At 59.1% G+C, this 23,100-nt stretch carries 19 protein-coding genes, 1 rRNA gene and 2 pseudogenes; 8 read left to right on the forward strand and 14 right to left on the reverse strand.

What is annotated here, in order from left to right; genetic code table 11:
- Nucleotides 1-6: 6 nt before the first annotated feature.
- Nucleotides 7-122, forward strand: a 5S ribosomal RNA gene (gene rrf, locus BSF44_RS04715).
- A gap of 201 nt (nucleotides 123-323) precedes the next feature.
- Nucleotides 324-2,216, forward strand: coding sequence for a penicillin-binding protein 2 (gene mrdA / locus BSF44_RS04720; protein WP_095942491.1), 1,893 nt, complete (start codon nucleotides 324-326; stop codon nucleotides 2,214-2,216).
- A gap of 2 nt (nucleotides 2,217-2,218) precedes the next feature.
- Here the strand turns inward: mrdA and BSF44_RS04725 are convergent.
- The 9 genes and pseudogenes from BSF44_RS04725 to BSF44_RS04765 form a co-directional block, all read right to left on the reverse strand.
- A pseudogene (locus BSF44_RS04725) lies at nucleotides 2,219-2,338 on the reverse strand (LysR family transcriptional regulator); the annotation flags it as partial.
- A gap of 29 nt (nucleotides 2,339-2,367) precedes the next feature.
- Entirely contained in the window at nucleotides 2,368-3,498 is a 1,131-nt protein-coding gene (locus BSF44_RS04730; RefSeq protein WP_095942492.1) for a glycosyltransferase family 4 protein, read from the reverse strand.
- Nucleotides 3,499-4,629, reverse strand: a complete 1,131-nt coding sequence (locus tag BSF44_RS04735; protein WP_095942493.1) for a glycosyltransferase family 1 protein — start codon at nucleotides 4,627-4,629, stop codon at nucleotides 3,499-3,501. It lies immediately after the preceding gene.
- The gene (locus BSF44_RS04740) at nucleotides 4,613-5,980 is read right to left on the reverse strand and encodes a glycosyltransferase family 1 protein (RefSeq protein ID WP_095942595.1); all 1,368 of its coding nucleotides are present in this window, start codon (nucleotides 5,978-5,980) and stop codon (nucleotides 4,613-4,615) included. The genes BSF44_RS04735 and BSF44_RS04740 overlap by 17 nt, the downstream gene beginning before the upstream one ends.
- Nucleotides 5,977-7,230 carry an ABC transporter ATP-binding protein gene (locus BSF44_RS04745; RefSeq protein ID WP_095942494.1) on the reverse strand — a complete coding sequence of 418 codons (1,254 nt, stop codon included), beginning with the start codon at nucleotides 7,228-7,230 and terminating at the stop codon, nucleotides 5,977-5,979. The genes BSF44_RS04740 and BSF44_RS04745 overlap by 4 nt, the downstream gene beginning before the upstream one ends.
- Complete coding sequence (locus tag BSF44_RS04750; RefSeq protein ID WP_095942495.1) at nucleotides 7,230-8,027, reverse strand: ABC transporter permease; 798 nt, start codon at nucleotides 8,025-8,027, stop codon at nucleotides 7,230-7,232. The genes BSF44_RS04745 and BSF44_RS04750 overlap by 1 nt, the downstream gene beginning before the upstream one ends.
- On the reverse strand, nucleotides 8,028-9,470 hold the full coding sequence (locus tag BSF44_RS04755; RefSeq protein WP_095942496.1) for a mannose-1-phosphate guanylyltransferase/mannose-6-phosphate isomerase: 1,443 nt from the start codon (nucleotides 9,468-9,470) through the stop codon (nucleotides 8,028-8,030).
- A 3-nt stretch (nucleotides 9,471-9,473) separates the two neighbouring features.
- A complete protein-coding gene (gene gmd / locus BSF44_RS04760; RefSeq protein WP_008051090.1) occupies nucleotides 9,474-10,445 on the reverse strand; it encodes a GDP-mannose 4,6-dehydratase in 972 nt (323 codons plus the stop codon).
- Between the two features lie 90 nt (nucleotides 10,446-10,535).
- Nucleotides 10,536-10,880 (reverse strand): annotated as a pseudogene (locus BSF44_RS04765) (NAD-dependent epimerase/dehydratase family protein); the annotation flags it as partial.
- Nucleotides 10,881-11,304: 424 nt separating this feature from the next.
- Here BSF44_RS04765 and BSF44_RS04770 point away from each other — a divergent pair.
- Genes BSF44_RS04770 through BSF44_RS04790 form a run of 5 tightly spaced genes read left to right on the forward strand, consistent with a single transcriptional unit; the run spans nucleotide 11,305 to nucleotide 17,033 of the window.
- Entirely contained in the window at nucleotides 11,305-12,882 is a 1,578-nt protein-coding gene (locus BSF44_RS04770; protein WP_256588966.1) for a glycosyltransferase, read from the forward strand.
- Nucleotides 12,876-14,171, forward strand: coding sequence for a glycosyltransferase (locus BSF44_RS04775; RefSeq protein ID WP_095942498.1), 1,296 nt, complete (start codon nucleotides 12,876-12,878; stop codon nucleotides 14,169-14,171). The genes BSF44_RS04770 and BSF44_RS04775 overlap by 7 nt, the downstream gene beginning before the upstream one ends.
- Nucleotides 14,168-15,052, forward strand: a complete 885-nt coding sequence (locus BSF44_RS04780) for a bifunctional 2-polyprenyl-6-hydroxyphenol methylase/3-demethylubiquinol 3-O-methyltransferase UbiG (protein WP_095942499.1) — start codon at nucleotides 14,168-14,170, stop codon at nucleotides 15,050-15,052. Before BSF44_RS04775 ends, BSF44_RS04780 begins: the two co-directional genes overlap by 4 nt.
- Complete coding sequence (locus BSF44_RS04785) at nucleotides 15,049-16,206, forward strand: acyltransferase (RefSeq protein WP_095942500.1); 1,158 nt, start codon at nucleotides 15,049-15,051, stop codon at nucleotides 16,204-16,206. The genes BSF44_RS04780 and BSF44_RS04785 overlap by 4 nt, the downstream gene beginning before the upstream one ends.
- A complete protein-coding gene (locus BSF44_RS04790; protein WP_095942501.1) occupies nucleotides 16,200-17,033 on the forward strand; it encodes a class I SAM-dependent methyltransferase in 834 nt (277 codons plus the stop codon). Before BSF44_RS04785 ends, BSF44_RS04790 begins: the two co-directional genes overlap by 7 nt.
- A gap of 24 nt (nucleotides 17,034-17,057) precedes the next feature.
- Here BSF44_RS04790 and BSF44_RS04795 read toward each other — a convergent pair whose 3' ends face one another.
- The 5 genes from BSF44_RS04795 to BSF44_RS04815 all read right to left on the reverse strand — a co-directional run bounded on the left by BSF44_RS04795 (nucleotide 17,058) and on the right by BSF44_RS04815 (nucleotide 22,011).
- Entirely contained in the window at nucleotides 17,058-18,605 is a 1,548-nt protein-coding gene (locus BSF44_RS04795; protein WP_095942502.1) for an amino acid ABC transporter permease/ATP-binding protein, read from the reverse strand.
- Nucleotides 18,606-18,669: 64 nt separating this feature from the next.
- Nucleotides 18,670-19,464 (reverse strand): ABC transporter substrate-binding protein, encoded by a 795-nt coding sequence (locus BSF44_RS04800; protein ID WP_095942503.1) that lies wholly within the window; start codon nucleotides 19,462-19,464, stop codon nucleotides 18,670-18,672.
- A 46-nt stretch (nucleotides 19,465-19,510) separates the two neighbouring features.
- Nucleotides 19,511-20,581, reverse strand: coding sequence for an isopenicillin N synthase family oxygenase (locus BSF44_RS04805; protein ID WP_095942504.1), 1,071 nt, complete (start codon nucleotides 20,579-20,581; stop codon nucleotides 19,511-19,513).
- Nucleotides 20,582-20,595: 14 nt separating this feature from the next.
- Complete coding sequence (locus BSF44_RS04810; protein WP_095942505.1) at nucleotides 20,596-21,447, reverse strand: sugar phosphate isomerase/epimerase; 852 nt, start codon at nucleotides 21,445-21,447, stop codon at nucleotides 20,596-20,598.
- Between the two features lie 294 nt (nucleotides 21,448-21,741).
- Nucleotides 21,742-22,011: a hypothetical protein gene (locus tag BSF44_RS04815; RefSeq protein WP_095942506.1), complete on the reverse strand. Its 270-nt coding sequence runs from the start codon at nucleotides 22,009-22,011 to the stop codon at nucleotides 21,742-21,744.
- Nucleotides 22,012-22,191: 180 nt separating this feature from the next.
- Between BSF44_RS04815 and BSF44_RS04820 the strand changes: the two genes are divergently transcribed.
- The gene (locus BSF44_RS04820) at nucleotides 22,192-22,965 is read left to right on the forward strand and encodes a ParA family protein (protein WP_095942507.1); all 774 of its coding nucleotides are present in this window, start codon (nucleotides 22,192-22,194) and stop codon (nucleotides 22,963-22,965) included.
- Nucleotides 22,966-23,100 lie beyond the last annotated feature (135 nt).

The raw sequence follows: 23,100 nt of genomic DNA on the forward strand, positions 1-23,100 counted from the left end.
GAATTTCTTGACGACCATAGAGCGTTGGAACCACCTGATCCCATCCCGAACTCAGCAGTGAAACGATGCATCGCCGATGGTAGTGTGGGGTTTCCCCATGTGAGAGTAGGTCATCGTCAAGATTAAATTCCGAAACCCCTATCTGCGTATGCAGGTAGGGGTTTTGTTTTTGCGCTCGAAAAACAAGGCCGGCCCACCCAAGGTCAATTATAAAAAAAATCACACAAACCAGGCTCCACGCTTTTGGTATGGTGCAGCTCATTTTTAATGGACTGAATTTGCGCCCACGGATCGGCATTCTTTTTCAAAGAGTTGCTGCACAAGTGCCCGAACCGATACCGATCAAGGACCACGAAAAAGAGACATGCCTGGTCAACAAGAGACTCATGGCCTGCGCCTTGTTCGTTGCGGCTGTCACCTGTGCACTGGTAGTGCGCATGTATGTCCTGCAGGTAGTCGAGTTCGACTATCACTCGACCATCTCCGAAAACAATCGCGTACATGTCCTGCCGATTACACCGCCCCGCGGGTTGATCTATGACCGCAACGGCGTACTCCTCGCAGACAACCGCCCCAGCTTCAACCTGACCATCACCCGCGAACGTGCATCCAATGTCAACGAAGAGCTGGACGAGGTCGTCAATCTCCTGCACTTGCCCGCTGAAGATCGCACGCTGTTCGACAAGGCGATGAAGCAGGCACGTCACCCCTTCGTACCCGTGACACTGTTCTATGAGCTGAGCGAAGAACAGATTGCCGTACTCGCCGTCAACGAGTTCCGTCTGCCGGGCCTCGATGTCGAGCCGCAGTTCGTTCGGCACTATCCATTAGGCGAGCACTTCGCCCATTCAGTCGGCTACGTCGGACGTATCAACGAGAAAGAGTCAAAGGCTTTGGATAACGTCGAGTACCGAGGTACCCAATCCATCGGCAAGACCGGGATCGAAAAATTCTACGAGTCGCAACTGCACGGCCATGTCGGTTATGAGGAAGTCGAAACCAATGCCCAGGGCCGTGTGTTGCGCGTGCTCAAGCACACAGACCCGGTGCCCGGCGAAAACATTGTCCTGAGCCTCGACATCAAGCTTCAGGAAGCCGCCGAACAAGCCCTGGGGGATCGCCGTGGTTCGGTGGTCGCGCTGGATCCGTCGACCGGTGAAGTGCTGGCCATGGTCAGCAACCCGAGTTTCGATCCGAACCTGTTCGTCACCGGTATCAGCTCCAGGGAATACTCTACACTCCGGGACTCCATCGACCGACCGCTGTTCAACCGTGTGCTGCGCGGTCTCTATGCGCCGGGTTCGACCATCAAGCCGGAAGTGGCAATCGCCGGCCTCGATGCCGGTGTCGTCACGCCACAGACCCGTGTGTTCGACCCCGGTTATTACCAACTGCCGGATTTCGATCACAAGTACCGCAACTGGAACCACAGCGGCGACGGCTGGGTGGATATGGATGCGGCGATCATGCGTTCCAACGACACCTATTTCTACGACCTTGCTCACAAACTGGGGATTGATCGTCTGCACGATTACATGGCGATGTTCGGACTGGGTGAGAAAGTCTCCCTGGACATGAATGAAGAGTCTCCCGGCCTGATGCCATCCCAAGCCTGGAAACGCGCCACCCGTCGTCAGGCCTGGTTCCCGGGCGAGACGGTGATTCTCGGTATCGGCCAGGGCTATATGCAGGTCACGCCACTGCAGTTGGCCCAGGCCACCGCGCTGATTGCCAACAAAGGCGTGTGGAATCGTCCGCACCTGGCCAAAACCGTGGACGGTGTCGCGCCGGTGGATGAGCATCCGATGCCGAATATTCTGCTCAAGGATCCACGCGGCTGGGAGCAGGTCAACCATGGCATGCAGATGGTGATGCACGATGCCCGCGGGATTGCCCGGGCCGCAGCGGCGGGCGCGCAGTACCGTATTGCCGGTAAGAGCGGTACCGCACAGGTGGTGGCAATCAAGCAGGGCGAGCGTTACAACCGGGAGAAAACCCGCGAGCGTAACCGCGACAATGCCTTGTTCGTCGGTTTCGCCCCGGCCGAGCACCCGAAGATCGTGATTTCGGTGATGATCGAAAACGGCGAGGCCGGTGGTCGCGTTGCCGGTCCCGTGGTGCGGGAGATCATGGACGCCTGGCTACTCGACCAGGATGGCCATCTCAAGCCGCAGTACGCAGCGCCGAGCAAGGCTGCGGGCGATCCTCACGTCTGAATTTAGTCTGTCAGCCGTTGTTGCAGGCTTTCGAGAAAGATCGTCTCGGCACGGCTCATGCGCTGTTCGCGGTTCCACAGCCAATGAATGTCCACATCGGCAATCCCTTCGTGGGGCAGCAGCAGGGGGAACTCGGATCTGCAGGAAGGCCTCACGCGTAGGCGAGGGTTTTTTCTTCCAGCAACTCCTCATACAAATTTGCCCATTTGCGACCCATTTCGTCCGCCGTGAACAGATTTTGATAACGGGCCTGTGCCTTCTCGCCCATTTGCGCCGCCAGCACCGGGTTTTCCCAAAGCGTGCGCATCGCCTCGCGAAACGCCAATGGATTACTCGGTGGCACCACCAGCCCGGTCTCGTTATGGATGTTGATGTAACTGGTGCCAGTGCCAATCTCACTGGAGATCATCGGTTTGCCATACATCGCGCCTTCCAGCAGTGAAATGCCAAAGGCTTCGGAGCGCAGGTGCGACGGGAACACGATGGCATAGCTCAGTTGCAGCAACGCTACCTTGTCCTCGTCTCCCAGACGCCCGAGGAAGTGAATATTGCGTAAACCCAAGGCGGCCGCCTGGGCATGCAGCTCTTGTTCCAACGGGCCGGCACCGACAATTACTGTCGGGTAATCCAGGTCCTTCAGGGCGTCGAGCAGGATGTGCAACCCTTTGTAGTAGCGCATCACACCCACAAACAGAAAGAACTTATCGCCAAGCTTTTGCCGCCAGTGAGCCGTTCGATCGCTGTCCGGCTGTGGGTAACCCGTCTTGTTCAATCCATAGGGGATCACTCGGGTCTTGTGCTGAAACTGTTGCAACACATCACTGGTGTGGAGGTAATTAGGCGATGCAACGATGATCCGGTCGGCGCTGTGCAGAAAGCGATTCATCAGCGGCCGGTAAAGTTTGAGCAGCTGTTTCTGGCGGATAATGTCCGAGTGGTACGTCACCACGCTGGGTTTGTTCAGACTGCTTGCGAAATGCACCAGGTCCATGAACGGCCATGGAAAGTGGTAATTGACTACGTCGGCCTCCGCTGCCAGCTCGCAAAACTGTTTGAAGACGCTCCAGGAAAAACCCGTGGAGGCGAACTGAATGTCGAGCCGGGCTCGATGGACTTCATGATGCGCGACCTGCATCACCGGCGGTGTCGGATCGGCACTGAGTGTCAGCACCTTGCCTTCAACGCCGTGCAGGGCGCCGCTTTCGCACAACTGGAAAATCACTTGTTCGATCCCGCCGACCGAGTCAGGCAGGTACGTCTTGAAAAAATGAAGAACTCGCATTCAACCTCCCAGAGCCTGGCGGTAAGCGCTGGCCGTGACTTGCGCGCAGCGCTCCCAGGTAAAAAGCCTTGCCTGTAGCAATCCGGCTTCTCGGCATGCCTGCCAATGCGCTAGATCCTCGATCAGACGACTCATTGCATCGCGCAAGCCGTCGGTTTCATCCGGTTCAACATAGTTACCCGCAGAGCCTGCGACTTCGGGCATGGCCGAACGTCGGGTCAGAATGACCGGCGTTCCGCAAGCCATGGCTTCCAGCACCGGCAGGCCAAAACCTTCGTAAAGCGACGGAAAAATCAATGCCCGGGCGCCGGCCAACAGCTGCGCAACGTGCTCGTCAGGCAGATAGCCCAGCAAACAGACACAACCGCGGGCCAGGGCCTGGTGCAATTCTTCGCTGAACTGCTCGCGCTGCCAGCCGGCCATGCCGACGATCAGCAATGGAAAACGCTGACGGACCGATTCCGGCAATCGGGCGTGGGCGCGCAGGGCGAGGGACAGATTCTTGCGCGGCTCCAGGGTACCGACACAGAGGAAGTATTCCCGCGCTTCAACGCCATGGTTCTTGAGTACAGCGTCGATAGCCTCGGGGGATCGCGGGTGAAAACGCGTGGCTACACCCAGCGGTGCGACGACAAACCGCTCGACCGGTAACCCGAAATGCGCCTGGGCTTCGTCAGCAATGAACTGCGAGTCGGTAAGAATCAGGCTTGCCTGTCGCACGCCATCGGTCACCCGCCGTTCGATTTCTCGCAAGCGCGCCGGTGGCTGCGTTTCGGGATAGTGCAGGTGAGTCAGGTCATGCAGGGTGATGACTGTCGGGCCGTCGAATGACAGCGGCCACAAACTCGGTTCGTGGTAGAGGTCGATGGCTTGCGCGCGGCCTTGATCGAAGCGTTTCTGCTCCAGCCACCGCCGGGCTTGATAGGCCCCCGGAATCTGCCGCAGCAATGGCGTCAGTCGGGAATAGCCGGGCATGGCCGCCTCAGGCAGCACATCACTCCAGCCCCAGCCATGAAACAGCGCCAGTTCAATATCCGGTTCACACGCCAGGGCGTTCGCCAGTTCGACGACGTAGTGGCCGATGCCGGTGCGCGGCGCCTGGAGAATCCGGGCGTTAAGGGCAATGCGCATGTTGCCTCTCTTGTGCGAGCGGCACGTCCGAGAGATTGCGCAGAGTGCGTTCGGCCAATTGCGCACTGGCTTCACGCCAACCGATCCAGCGCCAGTGCGCGACATCACGAGTGGCCGGGAATTGACCGCTGCTCTCGAAACGAATGACCAGGTCAGCCAGGCTTTGTGGTTCGGCCAGATCGAAGTACGCCATGAACTCGCCACCGATTTCGCGAAAAACCGCAATGTCGCTGCCCATGGCCGGCAGTCCACGCTGCATGGCTTCTACCAGTGGCAGGCCGAAGCCTTCCACAAAAGACGGAAACACCAGTGAGCTGGCGTGGGTGTAGGCATGTTCGAGGCTGGTGTCGTTCAGGTCGTTGAACATGAACAGTCGTTGGTTCAACTGCGGGTGATTACGGACCCGGGCCAGCAGTGCATCGCATTTCCAGCCGACTCGCCCGGCAATGCACAGACGGGCATTGGAGCCTGCCGCCCAGGCCCGTTCGAAGGCATCCAGCAGGTAGTCGTGGTTCTTGCGCGGCTCGATGGTACTGACCATCAAAAACACTGGTTCCGGCGTTCTGAAAATATGCGTCAGGCGCGGCTCGACGGCGGCCGTGACTTCGCTCAGGTCCAGTTCGGAGCCGAGGTGGAAATAGTCGAACCACAATTCACTGGCCCTGGCAGGACCCAGGCGGCGCTGCAGTTCATCACGCACCTGATCGCGCACCGTGGCGGAAATGGCCACATAGCCATCGGCGGTTTGGATGATCCAGTCGAACCATTCATTGAAAACCTGCACCAACCGCGTGTCGTAAAACTGCGGATGCGTCACGGGAATCAGGTCGTAAATCACCGAAACGATGCCCACGCCTTCACGTTTGAGTCGTTCGGCAAACGGGAAGAAATCGGTGTGCCAGGACGAGTCCAGCAGCACCAGTTGATCCCCCGGTTGGTGCTGTAGCGGCGTGCAACGTTTGGGCAGTTGATACTGGTTGATGCCCTCGATCGCACGCAGCGGAAGGCTGAAACAGGTGACCGCTGTCACCCGGTAGGCCACGTGCAGCAAACGCTTGATCACCCGTGAGTTGCTTCGGTTGTGCAAGCGCTGATGCAGTTGCCAGAAGCGGTGAGCCAAGCGCCCAAGTCGTCCACCAAAGATCATCAAGGCATCGAAAAACGGAATGTTCAGCGCACCGAGTTTCAGCACCCGATAGAGTTTGCCCTTGAGCATCACAACCGGGATGCATTCAACGCCGTCGACCGATTCCGGTAACTGGTTGACGACGTTGCGCACCACCCGCTGAATGCCCGAATTGACCTTGGGGTGCTGGAAAACGTGCGTACATTCCACCAAAAGACGCGTCATGGCGTGCCCCCCGAGGTCACCGGCGCGCTCGAACGCGTGACGGTGGTCTTCGCGGCCAACCACGAGCAGCCGACAAAGTCTTCCTGGCGGTTGTTGATCACATGGAACACCAACCCGTAATCGCGCCACTCGAAGTTGCGGTCCAGGTGTGAATCCAGGCGTGACAGGCTCAAGGCCACGGAATAGTTCCCCTTGCCCAGCCCCATGACGAAAGCAAAGCGATAGGTCACGCGCTCGCCTGCCTGCAAGTCGGTCAGCGCCTGATCCTGGCGATGGGTGTTGATGCCGTACATGGCCTGGCCCAGGCGATCCTTGATCATGAAGCCCAGCACCAGCCGTTCGATGTCCTGGCAAACCTCGACATTCACTTCCAGCACGACCGGCTGGCCGACTTCGGCGGCGTCGATGGAGCGTTCATGTTGGTCGAGCAAGCGCACGGTCAGGATCCGGGCTTCACCCGTTCCCGAAATGGTACTGACCTGGCCGCCTGCGAGGGCTTCCTGGCGCACGGTCTGTCCTTCACGCTCGGCGAGCAGGGCGTTGTAGTAATCCATCACGGATTCGGGTGTGTCGTGCATGGCCATGTGGCCGTTTTCCAGGAGGATCGCCGAGTCGCAGATCGACTGAATCGCCCCACGGTCATGGGAGACGATCAACAGCGTGGTACCGGCTTTGCGAAAACTGCGGATGCGGTCGAAACTTTTGTGCTGGAAGTAGGCATCGCCCACCGACAGTGCTTCATCGACGATCAAAATGTCCGGGCGCCGCGCGGTAGCCACACTGAACGCCAGACGCATTTGCATACCGCTGGAATAAGTGCGCACCGGGTGGTCGATGGCGTCGCCAATTTCCGCGAAGCGTTCGATTTCCGGCATCAACGCTTCTATTTCTTCGACCTGCATGCCCAGCAGTTGCCCGGCCATGACCGCATTCTGCCGGCCGGTAAAGTCCGCATGAAAACCCATGCCCAATTCCAGCAGGGCGGCGACGCGGCCTTCGAGCTCAATGGTGCCTCGGGTGGGTTGGGTGGTGCCGGTGATCATCTTCAACAAGGTGCTTTTGCCGGCGCCGTTGACCCCGACGATACCCACCGATTCTCCGGGGGCAATCTGGAAGGTCACGTCCTGCAGCACCCAATGCTGGCGATGACGGATCGGCGAGAACGGGACCAGCCATTCAACCAGTCGACTCCAGCGGGAAGGGTATTGTTTATAGGCCTTGCCCAGGCCGGTGACGCGTATGTGCCCCATCAGAGTTCATCCACCATTTCACCGACCCTCTGCCGAAACAGCCGAAGCCCGATGACGAGAAACAAAACGCTGGCGACCAGGATCGGCAGCAGCGAACTCCAGACGGGCCATTGGCCATACAGGAAGATGTTCTGGTAGCTGGTGATCAGGTTGGTCAGGGGGTTGAGTTGCAGCAAGCGCTGCACCCAATCGGGCAGGATGCTCAGCGGGTAAACGATTGGCGTCAGCCAGAACCAGAATTGCAGACAGATGGCGAAAAATTGCCCGACATCGCGAAAAAAAACATTCAATACGCCAAGAATAATCCCCAACCCGGCACAGAACATCACCTGTAACGCCAGCAGAGGAATGAGCGCCAACAGCGCCAGGCCCGGTAGTCGACCGGTGATCAACAGAAAGCCGAGGAACAAGCCGATGATGATTGCGAAGTTGATACCGGCATTCAACAGCACGATCACCGGCAGGCAGATCCGTGGAAAACTGATTTTTTTCAGCAGGTTGGCGTTATCCAGAAACATGTTCTGGCTGCGCACGGTGATTTCCGCGAACAAGCCCCAGGTCAGCAACCCGGCGCAGAGGTAGATGCTGTAGGCCATGCCGTCATCTACCCCCGGTAAACGCGCGCGCATGATCTGGGAAAAAATAACGGTGTAGACAATGATCATCGACAGCGGATTGAGCACGGTCCACAGGGCACCGAACAACGAATTGCGATAACGCGCCTGAAACTCTCGCTGGACGCTACCGAGGATGAACCCTCGATAGCTGCTCAGCGTGCGGTAAAGGGAAAGCAGCATTCAAACCGTCCTGCCGTATTGATCTTCGAAGCGGACGATGTCGTCCTCTCCCAGGTATTCGCCGCTTTGCACTTCGATGATCACAAGGTCGATCACGCCCGGATTTTCCAGGCGATGCTTGTGACCCGCGGCAATGAAGGTCGATTCGTTCTTGGCCACCAGGCGAGTGCCAGTGCCATTGTTGGTGACCCTGGCCATGCCTTCGACCACCACCCAGTGTTCATTGCGATGGTGGTGCATCTGCAGTGACAACTTGGCGCCGGGCTTGACCACGATGCGTTTGATCTTGAAGCGCGGGCCTTCCTCGAGCACGGTGTAGGTGCCCCATGGCCGGCTGACGGTACGGTGCAGGCGATAGGCTTCGTGCTCTTTATCCTTGAGTTGCCTGGCCACCCGGCGCACATCCTGGGCGCGGTCGGCGTGGGCCACCAGCACCGCGTCGGCGGTGTCGACGATGATCAGGTTGTCCACGCCCACGGTCGCGACCAGACGGTCTTCGCTGTGGACGAAGTTGTCGTGGCTGTCGATGAAAATCGACTCGCCGACGGCGCGGTTGTTTTGTGCATCCGCCGGTACCAGCGCGGCCACCGCACCCCAGGATCCGATGTCGCTCCAGTCGAAACGGGCCGGCACGACAACCACCTTGTCGGAGCGCTCCATCAACGCGTAGTCGATGGAAATGTCCATGATCTCGCCAAACAGGGCCGGCGACAGTTCCTGTTGCAGGCAACCCGCGTTTTCCACCGCAGCGCTGGCGGCCATGCAGGTTCGCGTCTGCTCCAGCAAGTCGGGCGCATGGGTTTGCAGTTCGGCCAGTACGCTGGCGACCGAGAAGCAGAACATCCCGGAGTTCCACAGGAAGTTGCCGCTTTCCAGGTAATGAGTCGCGGTTTGCAGGTCAGGTTTTTCGACGAAGCGTCGCACGCCGGCAGCGCCCTTGTCGTCCAGCGAAGTGCCGGCTTCAATGTAGCCAAAACCGGTTTCCGGCGCCGTCGGCACCACACCAAAGGTCACCAGGTGACCGCGCCTGGCCAGCGTCACGGCATGCTCGACCGCGTCCTTCAGTGCGTCGACATTGACGATCAGATGGTCGGCGGGCATGACCAGCATGATCGCGTCGTCGCCATGCAGGGCCTGGAGGGAGAGGGCGGCGGCGGCAATGGCCGGCGCCGTGTTGCGACCCGTCGGCTCCAGCAGGAAGTGCCCGCGATGACGGCCCAGGTGCGCGTCCCGAAAGTGATCCTTGCTCTGGAAGTAGTACTCGCGGTTGGTCACCGTGACGATATCGCCCCAGCCGGCGATCAGCTGCGCGGCACGCCGATAGGTCTTGCCCAGCAGCGACTGGCCGTCGGGCAATACCATGAAGGGTTTGGGATGGTCCTCACGCGACACCGGCCACAACCTTGTCCCGGCACCACCGGAGAGAATCACGGGAATCAGCATGGCCTACTCCTTGGCGACGCGTTTCATGTCCGCATCCATCATCATGCGGATCAAGGCATCCAGATCGGTTTTTGGTTTCCAGCCCAGCACACGCTGGGCCTTGGCCGGGTTGCCGAGCAGCACTTCGACTTCGGCCGGGCGGAAGAACGCCGGGTCGATCTTCACGTAGTCGCGGTAGTTCAGGCCCACATGATCGAAGGCAATCCGGCACATCTCGCGCACGGTGGTGGTCACACCGGTGGCCACCACGAAGTCGTCGGGCTTGTCCTGTTGCAGCATCAGCCACATGGCTTCGACGTAGTCCCCGGCAAAACCCCAGTCGCGCTTGGCGTCGATGTTGCCCAGGCGCAGTTCCTGCTGCTTGCCCTGCTTGATTCGGGCAGCGGCATCGGTGACTTTGCGCGTCACGAACTCGATGCCGCGCAGCGGTGATTCATGGTTGAACAGAATGCCGCTGCTGGCGTGCAGGTTGAAGCTCTCGCGGTAGTTCACGGTGATCCAGTGGCCGTACAACTTGGCTACGCCATACGGGCTGCGCGGATAGAATGGCGTGTTCTCGTCCTGCTGTTCGGCCTGGATCAGGCCGAACATTTCGCTGGTGGACGCCTGGTAAAAACGCGTGTGCGGGCTGAACTGACGGATCGCTTCGAGCAGGTGGGTCACGCCCAGGCCGTCGACGATGCCGGTGGTCACCGGTTGATCCCAGGAGGCCGCGACAAAGCTTTGCGCGGCGAGGTTGTAGATCTCGTCCGGCGCCGACTTGATCACCGCGCGCTGCACTGAACAGGCATCGGCCATGTCGCCCTCCAGGTAGACGATGTCTGCCTCGACCCCCATCTCACGCAGGCGCCAGCGCGAGTCGCTGCTGCGACGCGCCACCAGGCCGTGGACTTTGTAGCCCTTGTCGAGCAGCAGTTTGGCCAGATACGCGCCGTCCTGGCCGGTGATACCTGTGATCAATGCACTTTTAGTCATTCTTGTCGTACTCGCTTCTCCCGGTCGGACAGGATCGCCCGCAGGGATTGTTGTGTTGTGATTTCAGACTTCCATCCGGTGGTTTCGATCAGGCTGCGAATGCTCTGCTCGCGCCCCGAGCAAGCTGACGTACAGGAACGTGCCGGTGAAGCCGCATGCCTTGAAGGCTCGCAGCAGGTTCAGGGTGCCCAGCAGATTGATGTTCAGGGTGCGCGCCGGATCACGAAAGGCGTCCGGGACGAAAGTCTGGCCAGCCAGGTGAATTACCGCATCGGGCAATTCCGGCCACAAGCCTTCGAGGCTGTCCGGCGCGGCGAGATCGTAGCGGCAAGGAACAGGCAGAAGTTCCCATTCCGAGGCATCGGCCTGCAAACGCGATTGGGTATGTTGTCCTGTGAATCCAGTCAGGCCCGTGACAAACAGACGTTTTTTCAACCGCGACCCCCCGGTCATGCATTTCATCCATTCCTGATTGGCTTGATGGAAGGGTCTTACGAACCAACAGGATCGCTCGCAAAGACAGATGAAATGTTTGTTGTAGTTGTTTGCTGGTCAATCTGTGCCATTTGCTCGGCAATTTCAACAGGTCCAATCGTGACCGGTCAGTTCTCGTCAGCGTAGCCTGATTTATTCTCGTCGGGCGGTTCACGAATCCTCAACGGATGTGGTTAGAATGCCCTTCGTCACGAGTATCCGGGGTTCGGCAGCGTCGCTTCGAAACTGCGAGAAACTGACCACTAAAACAAGAACGAAGACGGGCAGCAAGACGATGGACGAGCGCCAGTAAACACTGACTCGAACCGTGTTCTCCCCGTCATGGCGTGAGGCTGCCGGGATGGCGGTGTCACCGTGGGATACCATGAATTTTATTCTTTACTCCGACGTCAACGACAGCTCCATCAGCCAGAGTCTCGGCCGTCCCGAGTACAGTTACTACTTCGTGCTCAAGGCGTATCGCCCTGTACTCGAAAGCCTTGGGCGAGTGCATGTGGTGTCCTCCACCGCCGAGGTCGATCCGCTCTACAAACAATTATTGGCCGCCGGCGAAGACAGTCTGTTCCTGTCGTTTACGCCGCCGCAGAAAACCCCGAACGACCTTGAGTGCCCGACGATCTGCGTGGTGGCCTGGGAGTTTGATTCGATTCCCGATGAACAATGGGATAACGACCCGCGCCAGGACTGGACGCAAATGCTGGCGCGGCAGGGCCGGGTGATCACACTCTCCAGCCATACCGCCCGGGCGATTCGTCGGGCCATGGGCGAAGACTTTCCGGTGTTGGTGTTGCCGACGCCGTTGTGGGAAAACTTCGCCGACATTCGTAGTCGCCACACCAGCGTCCCGATCAGCACCGGCTCGACCCTGGACATCAAGGGTTGCATCTTCGATACGCGCACCCTCGGGCTGAGCGCCGATGCACTGATTCCCGTCGTGCCGAGCGCCGAGGAACTGACGGCGCTCGAGGCCGAGCTGGAGGCATTGAAGCCACCGCCGCTGACGCTCAAGCGCCGCTTGGTGATTGCTCGCCATTACCTGCATATGTGGCGTCTGGACAAAGGTAAATCGCTGCCGGTCCCGGTTCATCGCACGCATTTTCTAAGCCAGTGGTACTGGGAAGGGATTCGCGACTTGTTGTCGCAAACCGCCCATGAACGTCTCGCTGACTGGTTGCCGGCCATCGCCGGCCCGCAGACGATTGCAGTACCCGAGCCAGACCCGCGACAGTGGCCGGACACCACCGCCCAGGTCGAAACACAGGTTGACGGTGTGGTGTACGTCACCGTGTTCAACCCGCGTGACGGTCGCAAAAACTGGCATCAGCTGATCACCGCATTCTGCTGGGCGTTCCGTGAAACGTCTGACGCGACACTGGTGCTGAAGATTACCCAAAGCGATCTGTCGTCCTACCACGACGAACTGATGACGTTGCTCGCGCAGCTTTCGCCGTTCGCCTGTCGGGTGGTGGTCATGCACGGCTACCTGGACGACCCGCAATACGCCCGTCTGTACGAAGCCGCCAGTTACTACGTCAATGCCTCGCGCTGCGAAGGGCTGTGCCTGCCGCTGATGGAGTTCATGGCCAGCGGCAAACCGGTGATTGCCCCGGATCACACGGCCATGGAGGACTACATCGATGAGCGTGTGGCGTTTGTGGTCACGTCCAGCGAAGAGCTGACCATCTGGCCGCAGGACACTCGCATCATCTACCGCACCCTGCGTTACCGGCCGGATTGGGGTTCCCTGAAAACCGCTTACGAAAACAGCTACCGTCTGGCCAAGGAACAACCGCTGGAGTATCAGCGCATGTCCCTGGCCGCCGTCGAACGCATGCGTGATTACTGCGCATTCGCCCCGGTGCACAAACGCATGGCGGATTTTTTCGGGCTGGCGCCACAGGCTTTGCCGACAGCAACCGTGACGGATACCGCCTCATGCTGATCATCATTCATTCGGAAACCAACCAGCACACCATTGCCCGGAACCTTGGCCGCTCGGAGTACAGCTATTACTTCGTGCTCAAGGAGTACCGACCCGTGCTGGAGCGGCTGGGGCGAGTGGTAGAAGTCAGCGACCCGCAGACCGAAGTCGATGCCTTGTACCTGGACTGTTTATCCCGTGGCGAAGCGTGCGTGTTCCTGTCGTTCTCACCACCTCATCGCACGCCGGTCAATTTCACCTGCCCGACGCTGCCGGTGTTCGCGTGGGAATTCAGCACTATCCCCAACGAACCCTTTGCCGGTGATCCGCTCAATGACTGGCGCACGGTATTGCAGGCAGCGGGTGCGGCGATTACACATTCCAGCTACACCGTGAGTGCGGTGCGCGAGGCGATGGGCGCCGACTATCCGGTCATCGCGGTACCGGCCCCGGTGTGGGACCGCTTTTGCCAACGCGGCGCCCACTTGCAACGTCAGCCCTTGGCCAGTCAGGTGCGGTTGACGCTCAAGGGGTTGCTGGCCGACAGCCGCGAACTCGACTTGCGTGCCTTCGGCCCCGTGGCCACTCGCCAAGGTGCGGGTATTGATTTCGAGGCCCCGCCGAGTGAGCACGAGTTGGTCCTCGACGGCGTGATTTATACCTCGGTGTTCAACCCCGGTGACGGGCGCAAGAACTGGGAAGACATGCTCAGTGCCTTTTGCGTGACGTTTCGCGAGGTGGACGACGCAACGCTGGTGCTCAAGTTGACGCACCACGATGCCGAGCAAGCGCTGACCGACATCCTTCACCACTTGTACAAAAACCAGTCTTACCGCTGCCGGGTCGTATTGATTTACGGCTATCTGGCTGACGCGGACTATGAGCAGCTGGTGCAAGCCACAAGTTATGTGGTCAACACATCCTATGGCGAAGGCCAATGTCTTCCGCTGATGGAGTTCATGTCCTGTGGCAAACCGGCGGTGGCGCCACGGACCACGGCGATGATCGATTATCTGGATGCCGATAATGCATTCCTGATTGACTCCACCGATGAGCTGACGGCCTGGCCACATGACCCGCGCAGGGCGTTTCGTACCTTGCGCTACGTCACCAATTGGGCGTCGTTGTGCAGGGCTTACCAATCAAGCTATGACGTGGCCAAGGGTGATCCCGGGCGTTATGCACAGATGTCCGTGCACGCAGTGGCCAGCCTCAGGAAGTTCTGCAGCCAGGCCACAGCCGAGCAGCGGCTTGGCGTATTTTTTGAGCGTTTGTTCGAAAACCGTGTCGTGGAAACCCCTGAGGCATGATTCGCGCATTGGTCAGACGTTTCTTTCCAGAGACGAAACCCGAGCCCCGGCCCGCGCCGTCGCCGGTCGAGCAATCCCGTGTGTCGCCAAGAGACGTGGGCTTGCACGATGCAATGCATGACGGCTGGTTTTGCGGCGACAGCGGCGAATTGCTCAAGGGGTTTGCCATTACCGCCGACGACACCTTGCTGGATGTCGGCTGCGGCGAAGGGGTGGCGACCTTGTTCGCGGTCCGCCAGGGCGCGTCGGTGATTTTCACCGACAGTGAACACGACAAGGTCCGCGAGCTTGCCCGGCAAGTGGCGGCGCAATCGGACAAACCGAACCTGGGGCTGGTCAGCAACAGTTTGCCGCTGCCATTGGCCGACGGGTGCGCCAGCAAAGTCGTGTGCATGGAAGTGCTGGAACACATCGATCAGCCAGAGCCCTTCATGGCCGAACTGGTGCGCATGGGCCGCCCCGGCGCGCTGTACCTGCTGAGCGTGCCGTCCCCGGTGGGCGAGCATCTGCAGAAAGGCATCGCCCCGGCCAGCTATTTTCAATCGCCCAATCACGTGCAGATTTTCAGCCCCGAGCGATTCGCCGCGCTGGTGGAAGACGCGGGCCTGGTCATCGAGCATCGCCAGGCCACCGGGTTTTTCTGGGTCATGGGCATGATTTTTTTCTGGGCCAGCGAGCGGGCTGCCGGGCGTGAATTGGGTGGCGCGGTTCGCGACCGGATTCAGGCGCCGTATCCGCCGCTGATGGAGAGCTGGGCGAAAACCTGGCAGGACTTGCTGGCCCAGCCTGACGGGTTGGCGATCAAGCAGATGCTGGACCGGTTCATGCCCAAGAGCCAGGTGATCATTGCCCGCAAACCCCATGTCCAGGAGGGCGCATGAGCAACGAAAAACGGATCATGGACATCGAGTTGCTGCGCGGCATTGCGGTGCTTGGCGTGCTGTTTCATCACCTGCAGGACAGCCTGTTCGCGGCGGCCGTGCCGTTGCTGCAGGCCATCACGCTGTACAGCCAGCCGTGGTGGGGCGTGGATCTGTTTTTCGCGATCTCGGGTTTCGTCATTGCCCGCAGCCTGATCCCGGCCTTGCGCCGCTGCACAACTCGCCAGGAATACTGGCAACAGACGCGCAATTTCTGGTTGCGCCGGGCCTTTCGTTTGCTGCCGTCGGCCTGGCTGTGGCTGGCGCTGATGTTGTTGGCGTGTCTTTTTCTCAACCGCTCCGGCGCGTTCGGCACCCTGCACGCGAACCTTCAGGCGACACTGGCCGGCGTTGCGCAGTACGCCAATTTCCGCTTTGCCGACAGTTTTTATCATTACGAATATGGCACCAGTTTCGTGTACTGGAGCCTGTCGCTGGAGGAGCAGTTCTACCTGCTGTTCCCGCTGATGATCGTGCTGTTTCGCAAGCACCTGGTGTGGGCGTTGCTGGCGCTGGTGGCGGTGCAATTGTTCACCTTGCGCACGCCGATCCTGATGGTGGTGCGTACCGACGCGCTGGCCCTTGGCGTGCTGTTGGCGATGTGGAGTACGCAACCGTCGTACCTGCGCTGGGAGCCAAAATTCCTGCGTCGTCCATGGGCGGGTGTTGCCGCACTGATCGCGGTATCGCTGCTGCTCAGCTTCATGGCAACGGATCGTTTCACCTTCACGTCTTACCGGATCGGCGTGATTGCGCTGTTGTGTGCGCTGCTGGTGTGGATCGCTTCTTACAACCGAGATTACCTGTTGCCGCGCGGAGTGTTCAAAAACCTGATGACCTGGGTCGGCAGCCGTTCCTACGGGATTTACCTGATCCACATCCCGGCCTACTTGCTGGTTCGTGAGTTCATTTTCCGTTTACAGGCTGCCGGGCTCCCCAGTCCGGCTGGCCATCCGATTCTGATGTTGCTGATGGCTGGCGGCCTGATCGTGCTGCTGAGCGAACTCAACTATCGCTTCATTGAAATGCCCCTGCGCAACCGCGGCGCCTCGCTGGTCAAACGCCTGGGCACCTCCCGAACAGCCATCCCATCCTCTGGAGCCACCTCATGCTGAGCCTTTTGAAGAAACTCACGGCGGGCACGCCCGCGCCTGTGCAGGCAGAGACACCGCCCGCGGCGCCAGTGGCGGAGAAAGTCGACCCCTACATGCTCGGTCTGCACGACGCGATGCTCAGCGGCTGGTTCAATCAGCAGACCGGCGAACTGTTCACCGGCTTCCCGGTGACCCCCGAGGACACGCTGCTGGATGTCGGCTGCGGCGACGGCGGCAACGTGCATTTCTGCGGGATGCGCGGGGCGAAGATCATCATCGCCGATATCGACGCGGCCAAGGTCGAGGCGACACGCCAGCGCCTGGGCGATACACCGGCCCGCGACGTCGAATGCCATGTCACCGACTGCAACCCGCTGCCGATTGCCGATGGGACGGCCACCCGGGTGGTGTCGACCGAAGTCATCGAGCACGTGGACGATCCGGCCCAATTCCTCGCTGAACTGGTGCGTGTGGGCAAACCGGGCGCGTTGTACCTGCTGAGCGTCCCGCACCCCAGCTCCGAAGACCTGCAGAAAGATATCGCGGCGGCCGAGTATTTCCAGAAGCCCAACCACATTCGCATCATCAGCGAAGAACAGTTCAAGGCCATGGTCAGCGATGCCGGCCTGGAAGTGATCAGCCACAGCCAGTACGGATTCTACTGGTCGATGTGGATGCTGTTGTTCTGGGAAGCCAAGGTCGATTTCAGCAACCCGGACCATCCGTTGCTCAACCACTGGGCGGACACCTGGCAGGCGATCCTGGCTTCGCCACGGGGTACGCAGATCAAGCAGGCGCTGGATGCGGTGGTGGCGAAAAGCCAGGTGATCATTGCGCGTAAGCCCTGATCGGCATTAGGGCTACCCACATGCTCATGCATGATCCAGCGTCGCAGACAGGTTCGGCGATCGGGTACTGATGCCCATGAAGCGCCGCACGCGTTCCCCTTCGGCATCGCATCGTATGGTTTGCGGTGCGGCATCCAATTGGATGTTACCGTTTTCCATGAATACGACCCGGTCGGATATCGACATGGCAAAGTCCATTTCGTGGGTCACGATCAGCATGGTCATGCCTTCTTTGGCCAGGTCGCGGATCACGTTCAGCACGTCGTTGACCAGTTCCGGGTCGAGGGCCGAGGTCGGCTCATCGAACAGCATGATCTGCGGCTCCATCGCCAGGGCTCGAGCGATCGCCACGCGCTGTTGCTGCCCGCCGGAGAGCTGGTGCGGGTACTTGTGGGCATGGGCCAGCAAGCCGACCTTGTCCAGTAGCGCGTAGGCACGATGTTCACTCAGCTCGCCCGGCTGACCGTGGTAACGGGGCGCCAGGGTGACGTTGTCGAGAATGGTGCGGTGCGGGAACAGGTTGAAGCTCTGGAACACCATGCCGATGTGCCGCACGCCTTTGCGCAGGCGGGCGCCGTTGGGTTTGTCCGACGCTTCGATGAATTTTTCGCCGAACAACAGAATGTCGCCGGTATCGATGGTTTCCAGGCCGTTGACCGTGCGGATCAGAGACGTTTTGCCGGAGCCGGATGGCCCGATGATCGAGACCACCTGGCCGTATTCGACATTCAGGTCGATACCCATCAGTACCTGGTGGGTGCCATAGCTCTTCTGGATGTTCTTCAGTTGCAGGATGGGCGTCGCGTTATTGCCAGCGGCTTTGCGCGCAATGTCGGGCAAGGCTTCGGCGCTGGCCTTGAAACTGGCGATGGTGGCCGCGTCGAGTGTGTGCGGCTTGCGGAAGTTCAGGTCCAGGTAGCGCTCCAGACGCTGCAGGAAATAGCCGAACACGGTGACGATCAACACGTAATAGACGCCTACCGCGGCCAGGGTTTCCATGACCAGGAAGTTGGTGGCATAGAGGCGTTGGCCGACGGTGAGGATTTCGGTCAGGGAGATGACCGAGACCAGCGAGGTTAGCTTGACCACCGTGATGTATTCATTAATCAGCGTGGGCAGCGAAATACGGAAGGCCTGGGGGATCACGATCAGGCGTTGCATGCCGAACAGGCCGACACCCAGAGCGCGCCCGGCTTCCTTCTGGCCCTTGGCCACGGAGATCAGGCCGCCACGATGGATTTCCGCCATGTACGCCGCTTCCGTAACCACCAGGGCCAGCAACCCTGCGTAGAAGGGGTTGGACAGAATCGGTCCGCTACCGGGAAACAATTGCGGCAGGTTGTAGACGAAGACCACCAGCACCAGCAACGGGATGCTGCGGAAGAACCAGATGTAGACCGCTGCGGGAATGCGCAGCAAGGGCGATTGGGACAGCTTGGCCGAGGCCAGGACAAAACCCAGCAGCATGCCGATGAACCAGGCCAAAGCACTGAGCTGGACCACCGTGACGCAGGCCTTCCAGAAGTCCGGCAGGGAGAACAGGGATAAGAAATACGACCAATCGAATTGCATGGGGCACCTCGATCTGCCGCCCCGGTGCAGGGGAGGCAGATGACCAGACTACAAGGACAGGTTCTTAGTTGGCAGTCGGATCTTCCAGGCCATATTTCTGGAGAATTGCCGCGTATTCACCGCTCTTTTTGCTCTCCTCGAAGGCCTTTTGCACGGCCTGGAAAGTTTCGTCGTTACCTTTCTTGACGAAGATGCCCAGGGTTTGCTGATAAATCGGATGCTCAGTGGTGATCACGACCCGGCCGTTGGTCTTTTCCGCGATCATTTTTGCCGCGCCAGCGATTTCGACCTGGGCCTGGATGTTTTTGGACAGCAGGGCCTGCGTCACTTCGGGCGCCGAAGGGTACTCGCTGACGGTGATCGCGCCTTTGTTGTTCGGCACGCAGTAATCATCGGAGAGCTTCTTGAATTCCTTGACCCAGGTGGTGCCCTGTTCCAGGCCAAGTTTCAGACCGCACAGGTCTTCAGGCTTTTTCGCATTGATCTCGCTGCCCTTGGGCACCATGACCGCGGCGCCGGTATTGGCATAGGCGATGGTCTGGGCCTGGGTCTGGCGCTCCGGTGTGATGTACATGCCGGAAATGATCGCGTCGTACTTGCCGGAGTTCAGGCCCAGGATCAGGCTCGGGAACTTGGTATCGACGAACTCCACCTTGGCGTTCATGTGTTTGGCCAGTGACGTTGCCAGCTCGGGGTCCGAACCCACTACGTTTTTGTCCTTGTCATAGGACTCGAAGGGCGGGTAGGTGATCTCCATGCCGACCTTTAACGTGTCTGCCGCGGCCATGCTCACCGAGGCACCGAACATACCGGCTGCCAATACAGCCAGGCTCAAAAGGTTTTTCTTGTTGTTTTTCATGATGTGCTGACTCCGGCGCAGGTAGGGGTTTAGCTGAAAACTTCAATCAGGACGGTTGAGCCTGATTTTTCAAATGTCCGAAACTGGCGGGCTTGCGTGCCTTGCCTGGCAGTTGAACGTCCCCGTTGGCCACCCTCTGGCGCAGATACTGATAGGTCTGCAACGCCTGGCCATACATGTGTTCGCCGATGGTGATTTCTTCGTAGTCGTTGCCTGCCTGGGCGAACCCGGGCAGCGGCTTGATCTGGGTGTGGTAGTCGCAGGCATAAAACAGTGGGAAGGAGTAACGCTCCTCCTTCACGCTGCGTACCCGGTGCGCGGTGGCAACGAAAGCGCCTGCCGTCATCACTTCCAGCATGTCGCCGATGTTGACGACAAAGGCATCGGCCATCGGTGGTGCATCGATCCATTGGCCACGATCGTTCATAACCTCTAGGCCCGGTTTGTCGGCCAAAAGGATGGTGAAGCACTCGTAGTCAGTATGGGCGCCAAGACCCGGTGCGTCATGGGCTGCACCGTCGAAGGGATAGTGGATCAGACGCAGCTTGGACGGCGGACGGGTCACCAGGCTGTCGAAATAGTTTTCTTCCAGGCCCAGGGTCAGGGCGAAGCCGCCGAACAGGCGCCGGCCCAAGGCGAAGATGGCTTCATAGTAGGCCTGCACCGAGGCCTTGAAACCTTGCAGCTGCGGCCAGTCGTTGGGCCCCAGCAACGGGGTGTTGGCCAGCACCAGCGGGTCATCGGCCGGGACTTCGAAGCCGACGTCGAAGGCTTCCTTGTGGTCCGGCTTGCCCTTGGAGTAGACCTCCTCGCCTTCGGGCACAAAGCCCTTGTGGGTTTGCGAGGTGCCAATGTAGTGGCGCATCTTGGCGTCCAGGGGCTGGTCGAAAAAGTCCTTGGCAGCCTTGCGCAGGTTGGCGATCAGTTGCGGGTCGATACCGTGATCGGTGATGTAGAGGAACCCGACCTCGCTGGCGGCGCGCCCCAATTGTTCGGCGACGGCCAGGCGGTGTTCCAGTTCAAAGCTGAACAGACCGGCGATGTTGACCACCGGGATGCTATTGAAGTTGGCTTTGTGTGTGTCAGTGCTTGCGCTGTTGTTTTTGTTGTCAGGCATGACGCATCGGCTCCCTAAGGATGGCTTGAATGGCTGAAACGGTCGAAGTGTTCACGCTCGGTCTGGCCCATCCACACGTTCAATGACCACAGGTCGGCGACCGGGACATTGGTGAAGGGCAAGTGATGCAGGTAGCCGTCGGCGCCGAATTCCGGGGTCAGGGTGCTGACCTGGTAACCGCGGGTTTGCTGCGAGCGCCAGATGCTTTCCCAGTGCTGTTGATGGAAGGCCAGTTCCCTTGCATATTCCGGAGCCGCCGGGTGCGGAACCTGCGGTCCCTGGTCATAACCGACCCGGGCCTGGATATGGTGAACCCGCTCGATGAAAGCGCTCAGGTCATCGGCCGGGTCATTCAACAGGCGCTCGCAGGTCACGACCCAATGGCTGATGTCACTGGTGAACAACAGCTCGGGCAGTTGCCGGATCAACTCCAGGGTCACCCAGGGGTTGAACAGCGAACGTGAGCGGTGGGTTTCAAAGCTGCAGACCTGGCCGTGCTTGCGCGCCAGATCCAGCGCCAGGCCAAAAAACTCCACTTGCTGTGGCAAGGACCAGCGGTCATTGCCCGCCAGCACGTTGACGAAGCGTGGACCGAGTTCGGCAGCCCAGGCGAGTTTCTGGTCGAGGTCATCAAGGTGAGCGGCAGGCGTTGCCGACTGGTCCGGCAGCACGTCGTACGCGGTGAAGACCGTGCTGATATAGCCCAGGCGATTGGCCTGCAGAAAAGCGCCAAACTCGGCCCGTTCACGGGTGTCCAGTGGCAGGCGTGCTTCCATGCCATCGAAGCCCGCGTGCAGCAACTCCTCGAGCGCCTGAGCCTTGGTGGCGGTATAGCCCCACAGCGTGCGGAAAATTTCCAGCTTCATCGGTGATCCTCAAAAATCCCAGGGCCTGCTGCAAAAGCACTTCGACGGCGCCAGGCCGCCAAGAGCCTGGTTCGCTGTGGAGTCGATGTTAGGCACAGGCCGGGCACTGAAAGAATCTGAAAGTTCAAATGAATACTTCAGACTTTCATTAACAAATAGCTTGCTATTTATAGTGCTGGCCAAGAGGGATTTTAAGGGCGAGAACGTGTCTGCGTTGGCTATTAGCGAGAGATGCCATTGTTACGGCATCATTTTGAAGAGTCCCAAGCGACACCGGGCCGACGAAGTTCCAGGCTACTTGTCATTCCTGGCATGCGCTACCTTCGCTCGAATGCCATCAAGATATTGGGACTTAAGCTCTGTCGTTAACGGCCCAAGAATGGGGTTTGCCTTGAACCGGGCCAACAGATGCTCAATCACCCGATCCACCTTGGCGTAGGCAGCAGTGACGCTTGAAGGTACCAGCGGATCAAACTGAATCCCTTCCATCTCGATATCGAGTCGCTTCAACACGGGTTGTGCATCCAGGATCTGGTGGCGTATTTCATCCACTGAACATTGCATTGTCGACCTCCTTGTAATGCCATAAGTACAGACACGCCTATCGTTAACTGCATCTCGGATGACGCAGTCAGGGTATGGCAGTTGCTGTCTTAAAAATGAAACAAAATTGTCGCGTAGAAATATTGCTGAAATGTTTCAATCCTATGATCGAGGGAGATCTTTTTTCAGGTTACCTCCCACATGCGTCGAGTTGTGTTCAATCAAAAAGGAGGCGTTGGCAAATCAAGCATCGCCTGCAATCTCGCGGCTGTCAGTGCTGCCGAAGGCTACAGGACGCTGCTCGTGGATCTCGATCCTCAGGCTAACTCGACTCAATACCTGACAGGGCTGACAGGCGATGATATCCCCATGGGGATTGCCGATTTCTTCAAGCAAACCTTATCCAGCGGCCCGGCCAGCAAAAAGAATCGGGTGGCCATCACTGATACTCGCTACGACAATCTGCATCTGGTCACGGCCAGCCGGGAGCTTGCCGACCTGCAGTCAAAGCTTGAGTCAAAATTCAAGATCAATAAGCTGCGCCGCTTGTTGGTGGAGCTTTCCGAGGATTACGAGCGCATTTATATCGATACGCCGCCGTCCCTGAATTTCTATACCTTCAGCGCACTGATCGCCGCCGACCGCGTACTGATTCCATTTGATTGCGACAGCTTTTCCCGTCAGGCGCTTTATAACGTCATCGCGCAAGTGGCCGAGTTGCAGGCTGACCATCATGAGTCGTTGATCGTGGAAGGTGTGGTGATCAACCAGTTTGTGGCGCGTGCCAGCGTGCACCAGACGCTGATCGACGAGTTGTTGGCCGAAGGCTTGCCCGTGTTGCCGGATTATTTGAGTAGCACGGTCAAAATGCGTGAGTCCCATGAAGCGTCGGTGCCCATGATCCATCTGGCGCCACGCCATAAGCTTTCATTGGAATTCGTCAGCCTGTTTTCCGCTTTGGAAAGAGCCGGTTGATCCGTGCGCTGAACATAAAATTGCAATCGAAATGCCAGTACGATGACTCGCGCGCAATCGCTAGCTCCAGCTTCGAATCAACACCTGTTTTCCTGGCTGTCCTTGGGACGGCCATTTTTTTTGCCAGAGATTTTT

Source organism: Pseudomonas sp. ACN8, assembly GCF_002303925.1.
Taxonomy (GTDB): Bacteria; Pseudomonadota; Gammaproteobacteria; order Pseudomonadales; family Pseudomonadaceae; genus Aquipseudomonas.

Excerpts from the sequence above, each read along its gene's own strand:
- BSF44_RS04750 (WP_095942495.1), bottom strand. The coding sequence starts at position 8,027 with ATGCTGCTTTCCCTTTACCGCACGCTGAGCAGCTATCGAGGGTTCATC.
- BSF44_RS04755 (WP_095942496.1), bottom strand. The coding sequence starts at position 9,470 with ATGCTGATTCCCGTGATTCTCTCCGGTGGTGCCGGGACAAGGTTGTGG.
- BSF44_RS04810 (WP_095942505.1), bottom strand. The coding sequence starts at position 21,447 with ATGAAGCTGGAAATTTTCCGCACGCTGTGGGGCTATACCGCCACCAAG.
- BSF44_RS04805 (WP_095942504.1), bottom strand. The coding sequence starts at position 20,581 with ATGCCTGACAACAAAAACAACAGCGCAAGCACTGACACACACAAAGCC.
- BSF44_RS04780 (WP_095942499.1), top strand. The coding sequence starts at position 14,168 with ATGATTCGCGCATTGGTCAGACGTTTCTTTCCAGAGACGAAACCCGAG.
- BSF44_RS04745 (WP_095942494.1), bottom strand. The coding sequence starts at position 7,230 with ATGGGGCACATACGCGTCACCGGCCTGGGCAAGGCCTATAAACAATAC.
- BSF44_RS04735 (WP_095942493.1), bottom strand. The coding sequence starts at position 4,629 with ATGCGCATTGCCCTTAACGCCCGGATTCTCCAGGCGCCGCGCACCGGC.
- BSF44_RS04800 (WP_095942503.1), bottom strand. The coding sequence starts at position 19,464 with ATGAAAAACAACAAGAAAAACCTTTTGAGCCTGGCTGTATTGGCAGCC.
- BSF44_RS04785 (WP_095942500.1), top strand. The coding sequence starts at position 15,049 with ATGAGCAACGAAAAACGGATCATGGACATCGAGTTGCTGCGCGGCATT.
- BSF44_RS04820 (WP_095942507.1), top strand. The coding sequence starts at position 22,192 with ATGCGTCGAGTTGTGTTCAATCAAAAAGGAGGCGTTGGCAAATCAAGC.
- BSF44_RS04795 (WP_095942502.1), bottom strand. The coding sequence starts at position 18,605 with ATGCAATTCGATTGGTCGTATTTCTTATCCCTGTTCTCCCTGCCGGAC.
- BSF44_RS04730 (WP_095942492.1), bottom strand. The coding sequence starts at position 3,498 with ATGCGAGTTCTTCATTTTTTCAAGACGTACCTGCCTGACTCGGTCGGC.
- BSF44_RS04790 (WP_095942501.1), top strand. The coding sequence starts at position 16,200 with ATGCTGAGCCTTTTGAAGAAACTCACGGCGGGCACGCCCGCGCCTGTG.
- BSF44_RS04770 (WP_256588966.1), top strand. The coding sequence starts at position 11,305 with ATGAATTTTATTCTTTACTCCGACGTCAACGACAGCTCCATCAGCCAG.
- BSF44_RS04740 (WP_095942595.1), bottom strand. The coding sequence starts at position 5,980 with ATGACGCGTCTTTTGGTGGAATGTACGCACGTTTTCCAGCACCCCAAG.
- BSF44_RS04775 (WP_095942498.1), top strand. The coding sequence starts at position 12,876 with ATGCTGATCATCATTCATTCGGAAACCAACCAGCACACCATTGCCCGG.
- BSF44_RS04815 (WP_095942506.1), bottom strand. The coding sequence starts at position 22,011 with ATGCAATGTTCAGTGGATGAAATACGCCACCAGATCCTGGATGCACAA.
- gmd (WP_008051090.1), bottom strand. The coding sequence starts at position 10,445 with ATGACTAAAAGTGCATTGATCACAGGTATCACCGGCCAGGACGGCGCG.